The organism is Mongoliibacter sp. (assembly GCF_007692705.1).
Lineage (GTDB): Bacteria > Bacteroidota > Bacteroidia > Cytophagales > Cyclobacteriaceae > Mongoliibacter.
Genome location: NZ_REBN01000134.1, coordinates 1 through 9,158 on the forward strand (window position 1 = coordinate 1; position 9,158 = coordinate 9,158).

Below are 9,158 nucleotides of genomic sequence, written 5' to 3' on the forward strand. Positions count from 1 at the left end.
TAACGTACACCGGTTAACCCCGGACATGGTCAGTGACCTCATTGTATGTGGTTAACCGGATGTTGAATGAAGTTGTCCTTTGGACGGAAGGCTCCCAAGTTCCTGCTCTTTTTCCTATACGGGTATAGGGGAAGGTGCAGGGCCGACGGACAAAGGAAACAGGCAGGTCTTTTATCATCTTTTGTTTTTCTTTTTCTTTTTTTTTTGAAAACCTGCCAGGAAAACGCATGCGCGCAATAAATGTCAGGTCAGGATCGTTTGCAATGGAAATGATTTTCATCTTCCTGAAAATCCTGCCACTTTCGGGCATTTTACAAAACCCTAAGCTTTTTCCAAATTCCCCTCAAATGCAATTCTTTGCCTTTCCGCAAAGATTTCCATTGCCTTTCTTTTCCTGACCCCGCTTAGCGCGTTTTCCTACAATTTCATTCAACGGTTTGCTATCATCAATAATGGTTGATAGCATCCCAAAATGGCATGATATCAACTATATTGTTGATATATTTCAATTAAAACTAAAGAACTTTTTATAAATCTAAACTATCTAGCGGACTTTTTATTTGATCAAAACCCTTTGTTGTTATATGGGTGTAGATTTGGGTCGTTTTTGGACTTCCATGACCCAATAAACTTTGTATATACCTGAGGTCGGTGCCCCTTTCAAGTAAATGGGTTGCAAAAGAATGCCTAAGAGTATGGACTGTCACCTTCTTTTTGATCTTAGAAATTCTAACGGCTTTTCTGAGTATGGCAGCTATACTGGTTTTGGAATACTGTATTGATTCTTCCTTTGAACTTCCTTGACCTTCAAAAAGATACTCAAAAGGCCGCTCCTGCTTGATATATTGCCTTAAAATTTCTAGCGTCTTTTGAGAAAGAACGGTATATCTATCCTTTTTGCCTTTTGACTGTTCAACCCTAATCTGCATGCGCTTAGAGTCAATATCTTTGATCCTCAAATTAATCAGTTCGCTGATCCGTAATCCTGCTGAGTATATGGTCATTAAAATTGCACGATGTTTCAAGTTCTTGGTAGCTTTTAATATTGTTGCTACTTCCTCTTCACTCAATACTTCTGGAAGAACTTTCTCACGAATCGGTCTGTCTATGTGGTAGCATTTTCTTTTTCCACCTTTCACCTTCTCAAAATAAAACTTGATTGCATTAATTGCTTGATTCTGATGAGAACTGGAGACTTTCCTTTCATTTACCAAAAATCTAGAAAATTCCATTATCTCTTTTTCACCCAAATAATCAATTGGCGTATTGGGAAAATGATTTATAAATTCTTCAAACAATGGAATATAAGCTCGAATGGTACTTATGCTATACCTTCGCTCCTCCAGCTTATTGACATACTCCTCTGGACATTTCCGGTAGTTGGGGACATCCCTGCTTGATTTTCTTTGAACTCGGTCCGGTGCTGTTTCCTCTTTGTAAATCAATAATAATTCCAACTCTCCTATCTTCCTCTTCAAATCCTCCAAAAATGGCTCAGAATAAGGAATCGACCAGGATTTTGAATTTTTATCCCATTGATAATATGGAAATGTCTTTACCACTTTCATCAAACCTTCATGAAAACCGAAAAATAAACGTAAGCGACCTTTATTTGTCTTAACCAATAAAACCTCATCCTTATTCAATTGAATGTTGTCATTCTTAAATAGAACCTCAATTTGTGGACGCTCAAAAATCTGGCTTAATCGCTTTCCAAAGTACCCCTTCAACCTTTCTAAATTCCCGGGATAATGAGGGATTTCCCAGAAAAACCCCTCCTTGTTCCAACGTACATAGGGAATGCCCCGAATATATTGGATGTCTGCTTCATTTTTGGGAATCTTTAAAATGAGTTTCCTTCCGACAATAGCTATTGTGATTGGGCTGCTTTCCATATCAAGAAGATTTAAAATTAAAAAAGAAAATAGTCAGGAATTAGAAAATCTTATATGAATTAAACGGTTAAGTATCCGATTAATTAAAAAAGTAAAACCTCTGCAATTGAATGCAGAGGTTAAAATGTAAGCCTGTAAAATTCGGTCCAAAATTGGATTTTTTGAAAACCGGACTGCCTCTATCTTAATGCTTGAAATGCCTCACGCCTGTCATGACCATGCTAATGCCATTGGCGTCACAATAGTCAATGGAGTCCTGATCTTTAATAGAACCTCCTGGTTGTACTACTGAGGTAATTCCTGCTTCATGGGCTATTTCCACACAGTCAGGGAAAGGGAAGAAGGCATCGGATGCCATCACTGCACCATGAAGGTCAAAGCCAAAGGACTTGGCCTTTTCTATGGCCTGCCTCAAAGCATCCACCCTCGATGTCTGACCTACTCCTGATGCGAAAAGCTGATCACTGTTGCTCAACACAATTGTATTGGATTTGGTATGTTTACAGATCTTTGCCGCAAATACCAGTGCATCTTTTTCATACTCGCTTGGGGCATTCTTGGTGACAATCTTAAACTCCGCCTTGCTCTCAGTTTTCAGGTCTTTGTACTGCTCAATAAATCCATTGAGTAGGGTTTTGACTTGTTTGTTTCCGGGAACATCAATTTTTTGCAGGAGTAGTATCCTATTTTTCTTTCCTTTCAAGACAGTCAAAGCATCTTCATCAAACGAAGGGGCAATAAGCACCTCAAAAAATAGATTATTCATTTCTTCGGCTGCTGCAAGGTCGACATTTTGGTTGGTGACCAAAACACCCCCAAAGGCGGAAGTAGTATCTGCCGCAAATGCCTTTAAGTAAGCCTCTTTTACTGTAGCCGCAGTGGCACAGCCACAGGCATTGGTATGTTTCAAAATAGCAAAGGCGGTTTCTCCTTTAAATTCAGCAATGAGAGATACAGCTGCATCTACGTCTACAAGGTTGTTGTAAGAGAGTTCTTTGCCATTGAGCTGGTCAAACATCTCGTTCATGTCTCCATAAAAATGTGCTGCTTGGTGCGGATTTTCACCATAACGCAGTGCCTTGGCTTTGTTTTCCGAAACCTTCAGTACAGGGATGTTTTCTGTTCTGTTGAAATAATTGAAAATATGGGTATCGTAATGGGAAGAAACCTGAAAGGCCTGTGCAGCGAAGTACCTTCTGTCTTCCAGAGAGGTGCTGCCATTCTGGGTTCTTAGTCTTTCTTCCAGTTCTGCATACTGATCTCTAGAAGCGATGATGGTTACATCTTTGAAATTTTTGGCCGCAGCACGGATCAGGGAGATGCCTCCTATGTCAATTTTTTCTATGATATCTGTTTCTGCAGCTCCTGTAGCCACAGTTTCTTCAAAAGGGTACAAATCCACAATGACCAGGTCTATCGCAGGGATGTCAAATTCTACTGCCTGAGATACGTCTCCTTCATTTTCCCTTCTATGGAGAATGCCCCCAAATACTTTGGGATGAAGTGTCTTCACCCTTCCTCCAAAGATGGAAGGATACCCTGTCAAATCCTCTACAGGAATGACTTCAGCCCCCTGTTCTTCTATGAATTTCTGGGTTCCTCCTGTAGAATAGATTTTGACTCCATGTTGCTTGAGAAGGGCAATAATGGGTTCAAGATTGTCCTTGTAAAAGACCGAAATTAGTGCAGATTTTATTTTTTTATCAGACATGATTTTTTGTTTTCCTCAAAGATGCTAGGCCTCCAGAGAGCCAACCAATACCTTGAAGTTATATTTTGGTAAGAAAATTTTCAAGTGGCAAAGGTAGGAAAACCAAGGCATTAAAGCAGGCTTTCTATCACATTTGGGAAGTATTTGTACTCCAAAGAATGGACTTTGGCGGCAATATCTTCCGGGGAATCTTCTGCGGAGATGGGGACAGCTGCTTGGAAAATGATCTTTCCCTCGTCGTATTGCTCGTTTACCAGGTGAATGGTGATGCCGGACACAGTGTCTCCTGCTTCTCTTACTGCCTGATGCACATGCATGCCGTACATGCCCTTTCCTCCATATTTAGGAAGTAGGGCAGGGTGTATGTTGACGATGCTATCAGGAAAAGCCTGTATGAGGTTCGCTGGGATTTTGAGTAAGAACCCGGCAAGGACTACCCAGTCCACTTTAGCTTCCTGTAATTTTGTGACAAGCTTTCCGGAATCCAATTCGGATTTGGTAAAAGTAAAGTGAGGGATCTTTAGTTTTTCGGCTCTTTGGAGTACAAAGGCGTCTTTTTTATTGGAGGCAATCAGGACTACTTTGCCTTTTTGAGAATCCTTGAAGTATTTGACAATTTCTTCGGCATTGCTTCCGCTGCCTGAGGCAAGAATGGCTATATTTTTCAAAATGTGGGATTTTTTGGAAGTCTAAAAATAGTTACATGTTGCTTACCCTCCAAGGTTTGTTGGTTAACTGTTTAATTGATGAATCGATGAACTGACTAATCGATGAACTGATGAATCGTTTAATTGATTAACTCCGCCGCAGTGGACAAGTTGTTTGTCTGATATAAATCTTCCCCAAAAACTAATCAGCAGTCCCCTTTCTGCACTTATTTGCGTCATCAGCGGGCTTTATTATTCTTACTATGTAAAGTGTTTGATTTCACGCAGCGAACGCAACGGTTTCGCGAAGAGCGCAGCGAGGTTATCTGCGAAAATCCGTGCGTATCTGTGGTTGAATATTGATGAACTGATAAATTGTTGTTAAAAGTTAAGAAGTTAAAAGTTATCCTTCGACTTCGCTCAGGAACCGGTGGTGGGGGCAAAAGAACTTTTAACCATTAACATCTTGTCCGCCGCGGTGGATTTGACTTGTTGTTGACCTTCATCCTTCATCCCTCATTTTTCATCCTTTCTTCAATATAAAATTTTAAGAAACTTTTTATCGGAATTATCAGTCTTAAATAATGTACCCTAAAACGAATTTTTTAAATGTAAGTTTAGCAAAATTAAATTTTATACAATTTATCTGAGCTTTTAGAATCTTTTTAAAATTTGATTTCGTAGGCTATGTAAACTAAATACAATCCTATGAAAAATAAATGGTCCATAATCGTATTGTCGGTACTGATATTCAGTTCCTGTGCAGTAGTTCGACAAGGAGAAGTTGGGGTGAAAAGTAAGTTTGGAAAGCTTTCTCCTGACGTAGCAGATGCCGGTTTGGTGGGTTTCAATCCCTTCACTTCCAGGGTAATCAAAGTCCCCGTCAGAACGGTCAATCAGGAAGTGAAATTAAACCTTCCCAGTAAAGAAGGACTGACCATTGAGTCCGAGATTTCGATTTTGTATAGTATTGAGAAAAAACAAGTGCCTTTTATTTTGGAAGATATCGGAGAAAATTATGAAAATGTTCTGATTATGAATGTGTTTCGATCTGCCGCAGCCGATGTGACTGCCCAATATATGGCCAAAGACATGCATTCTGGAATGCGTTCAGAAATCGAAAATAAAATTCAGGACCGTATGCATGAATCCTTAAGGGAAAGGGGTTTTGAGATTGAGCGTGTATTGATGAAAAGTATACAGCTGCCAACTGAATTGAGCCGTGCCATAGAACGGAAACTCAAGGCCGAACAGGAAGCTCAGCAAATGGAGTATGTATTGGATAGGGAAAGAAAAGAGGCTGAACGTAGAAGAATTGAAGCAGAAGGAACCCGTGATGCACAAAAAATCCTTGCAGAAGGTTTGGTTAGGGAAATCATTGAGTTAAGAAGTATTGAAGCATTCAGGGAATTGTCAAATTCTCCCAATACCAAAATCATCATCACTGATGGGAAAACGCCCTATTTGATCAACTCGCAGGATTGATAAAATGGGTTAATCGATGAATTGATTAACTGACGAACTGAAAAAGGCGCCGTCTCCGCCCGGATGACAATCCAGTCGGACGGGTCCGCCCGGATGATTCCAGTCGGACGGGAATCGTCAATCGTAATTCGTAAATGTAATTGATGAACTGATTAACCGATTAACTGAATCCTGATGGTCAAGAGTGTGTTTGACTTCACCTTGTCATTGGTAGATTTTAAAATTTGGTATTTACAGATCATAAAATGACAAAAGGGTTCACGCAGCGGGCGCAGCGATCGCCGCGAGAAATAGCTGTTTGTCATTGGAACGCAGGAGGAATCTTTTAGGGTATTGTTTAATTGATGAATTGTTAAGAAGTTAAAAGTTATCCTTCGACTTCGCTCAGGAACCGGTGGTGTTGGGTGAAAGGAGCCTTTAATCATGAACTTTTAACTTGATGTTGATGATCTGAAAAGCTCCGTACCCGCCCGGATGACTCCAGTCGGACGGGAATCGTCCTTTGTAACTCCTGTCGGCAGGCAGGCGTACTTCTCTTCACCCTCACCCCCAACCCCTCTCCCTGTATGGAGAGGGGAGAAGTTCCCATTATAGGGCTTCCCCTCCTTCATTATTCATTATTGGATGTTCGAAATTCGAAATTCCAGTACCAATCAAAACCATTTCCCTTTACTATTCCCTGCCCTTCTTAAATCCTGACTGCAGCAGGCACACGAATATCATAATTCCTTCGGCAGGTAGGAGTAAATGGATTGGTGAACTGACAATAGCCCCATCTATTGCCTTACTTTCCTCTCACAGGTAAACTAACCTTCACCTTATCCCAACTGAGTGAGATGTAACCATGATTACCAGATTCGGTCTCCACTGTATAAGTCAGCCTTTGTACCTCCTCCTCCAATTCTTCAGGAGTGACAGTTATTCTTACCACATCTTCTTCCTCTTCGTAATCATCGGCAAGGTGCTGATCGTACACTTTATTGAGAATTAAAGTCCACTCTTCTCTTCCTGGGATGGTGAAAAAACCATACATCCCGGCAGTTACTTCAGTGTCCCCAATCATTACATCCTCTGAAAAGTCAATAGCAGTAGCCCAGTGAGAACCACTTACCCACACCTGATCATAGGATACCAAGCCATTCCAGATAACGCGTCCTCTTTTGCCTGGAGAGCCATAATTAACTATTATGTCTGCATTTCCAATGCTGCCTTTAGCTTCTCTTCTTGCACTTCCTTTGAAAGTGTCTTCAACCAAGCCTGCATTTACACTATCTGCGTAACTTTCTTTTTCTAGTGTATGCTCTTGTTCAAGTTGACTTATCCCCTCTACACTTCTTAAGTCTTGTGTCTGTACTGATTTTTCGGTATTGCAGGATACTAAAAATGTTCCTGCCAAAATACTTAGAATCAAATTCTTCAATTTCATTGTGATATTTTTTATGTTAAAACGATTTAATTAATCCTTTTAATTTTCAACTAATGGAATCAAATATCCTTAAACTGATCCATCAATTCTTCACTGATGCCAGTGGTAGAATAACCTCCATCGTGAAAGAGGTTTTGCATGGTAACATACCTTGTGAGGTCAGAAAACATGGTGATGATGTAGTCTGCACATGCTTCTGCGGAAGCATTACCCAAGGGAGACATCTTATCTGCAAAATTAAAAAATGTATCAAATCCACCTATTCCTGTTCCTGCAGTTGTTTTGGTCGGGGATTGGGAGATGGTGTTGACCCTCACTTTTTTGGCTTTTCCAAAACGGTATCCGTATCCTCTCGCAATACTTTCCAATAAGGCTTTGGCATCTGCCATGTCTGTATAAAATGGAAATACACGTTGTGCAGCAATGTAGGATAAGCCCATGATAGAACCCCAATCTTTCATGACATCCATTTTTTCAGCAACCTGCATCATTTTATGAAAAGAAATAGCAGAGACATCATAAGACTTCATGGCCCAATCATAATTCAGGTCACCGTAAGATCGTCCTTTTCTGATATTTGGAGACATGCCAATTGAGTGGAGTATAAAGTCAAAATCAGCTCCCAAGTATTCCTTGGCTTCGGTGTAAAGTTTTTCAATATCTTCAAGAGAAGTAGCATCAGCTGGGATCACGATCGTACCGCACTGCTCTGCAAGGTCTTTGATAGCTCCCATTCTCATGGCGATAGGGGCATTGGTCAATACGAATTTTGCTCCCTGCTCATGGGCTTTCAATGCTGTTTTCCATGCAATGGAATTTTCGTCCAATGCTCCTGTAATGATGCCTACTTTTCCTTTTAATAGATTCTCTGCCATACTATGTTTAATTAAGGTTGGTTCTTTAATGAATAAGTAAAAATAGGTAAAATTTCCATAAAGCTTAAATGAATAGGTTTTACCTCTTATCCCTAAAGGCTTTTTGAGCCCCTATGACTCGTGGTTTTATTTTTATACCGGATTAAAAATTATATGTATTCGCTTTTTTACCAGCATTTTATACTTAAGACCCAAAAGACGGTGAAAAATCAAGATTTATACACTCTTCTGACATTTTTGTTCTGCCTATAGAGATGCGTCATCCTACATCCGACATAGGACATCGGTCATCTGGCATCTCTCAATCTTATTTAAAACAATCCCGAATCAATCTGCCAACAACTCCTTGGCACTTTCAAATGCAGAAGCAGAAGGACTTGCCCCTGCAATCATCTTGGCAATTTCAGCAATACGCTCTTCTCCGGCAAGGAGCTTTATCTTACTGATGGTTTTTGATGCACTGTTGTCTTTATATACAAAATAGTGCTGCTGTCCTTTGGCTGCTACCTGTGGAAGGTGTGATATGCAAATAACCTGATGCTTCTGCGCTATATCCTGCATCATGCGCACCATTTGTAGTGCCACTTCACCGGAAACACCTGTGTCTATTTCATCAAAAATCAGGGTAGGAAGGGCCATTTTATCGGCCATGATGTATTTGATAGCGAAGATCAATCTGGAAAATTCTCCTCCGGAAGCGACATTTTTCAGGGCTTGCGGTTTGATCCCCTTGTTTGCAGAAAACAGTATATCAATTTGGTCAGCACCATCTTTACTTGGTGGTATTTTTTGGCTGTTGATTTCGATCTGAGCATTTTCCATCCCCAGTTGTTGCAGTAGCTTTACAAGTTCACCAGCAAAGGGTTTGAAAGAAGTGGCTCTTTTCTCGCTGAGTACTTTCGCTTTTTCCATCAAAGACTTCTCCGCCTCTTTTACTTCCAACTCCAGCTTCTCCAATTCTTCATCCAGGTTTTCCACTTGAAGCACCTTGTCAGCAAGTTCCTGTTCCAGCGACATGAGCTGTTCGATTGAATCCACCCCATGTTTTTGCTGTAGGTGATATATTTTAGTCAATCGCTCTCTTACTGTTTCCAGTTTTTCAAAATCTACTTCTATCTC

General features: G+C 40.4%; 7 protein-coding genes and 1 pseudogene. 1 reads left to right on the forward strand and 7 read right to left on the reverse strand.

Going from position 1 to position 9,158, the window contains the following annotated elements:
* Window positions 1-13 precede the first annotated feature (13 nt).
* The 4 genes from EA341_RS07315 to purN all read right to left on the reverse strand — a co-directional run bounded on the left by EA341_RS07315 (window position 14) and on the right by purN (window position 4,274).
* Window positions 14-280, reverse strand: a complete 267-nt coding sequence (locus tag EA341_RS07315) for a hypothetical protein (protein ID WP_293012645.1) — start codon at window positions 278-280, stop codon at window positions 14-16.
* 247 nt (window positions 281-527) lie between these two features.
* Entirely contained in the window at window positions 528-1,895 is a 1,368-nt protein-coding gene (locus EA341_RS07320; protein WP_293012647.1) for a tyrosine-type recombinase/integrase, read from the reverse strand.
* Window positions 1,896-2,079: 184 nt separating this feature from the next.
* Window positions 2,080-3,606, reverse strand: coding sequence for a bifunctional phosphoribosylaminoimidazolecarboxamide formyltransferase/IMP cyclohydrolase (gene purH / locus EA341_RS07325; RefSeq protein ID WP_293012649.1), 1,527 nt, complete (start codon window positions 3,604-3,606; stop codon window positions 2,080-2,082).
* 110 nt (window positions 3,607-3,716) lie between these two features.
* Window positions 3,717-4,274, reverse strand: coding sequence for a phosphoribosylglycinamide formyltransferase (gene purN / locus EA341_RS07330; protein WP_293012650.1), 558 nt, complete (start codon window positions 4,272-4,274; stop codon window positions 3,717-3,719).
* Between the two features lie 687 nt (window positions 4,275-4,961).
* Between purN and EA341_RS07335 the strand changes: the two genes are divergently transcribed.
* Window positions 4,962-5,738, forward strand: coding sequence for a prohibitin family protein (locus EA341_RS07335; RefSeq protein WP_293012652.1), 777 nt, complete (start codon window positions 4,962-4,964; stop codon window positions 5,736-5,738).
* 784 nt (window positions 5,739-6,522) lie between these two features.
* On the opposite strand, the gene EA341_RS07340 is transcribed toward EA341_RS07335, so the two are convergent.
* The 3 genes and pseudogenes from EA341_RS07340 to EA341_RS07350 form a co-directional block, all read right to left on the reverse strand.
* The gene (locus EA341_RS07340) at window positions 6,523-7,164 is read right to left on the reverse strand and encodes a DUF2911 domain-containing protein (protein ID WP_293012654.1); all 642 of its coding nucleotides are present in this window, start codon (window positions 7,162-7,164) and stop codon (window positions 6,523-6,525) included.
* 59 nt (window positions 7,165-7,223) lie between these two features.
* Entirely contained in the window at window positions 7,224-8,039 is an 816-nt protein-coding gene (locus tag EA341_RS07345; RefSeq protein WP_293012656.1) for an SDR family oxidoreductase, read from the reverse strand.
* 327 nt (window positions 8,040-8,366) lie between these two features.
* Window positions 8,367-9,158 (reverse strand): annotated as a pseudogene (locus EA341_RS07350) (DNA repair protein RecN); the annotation flags it as partial.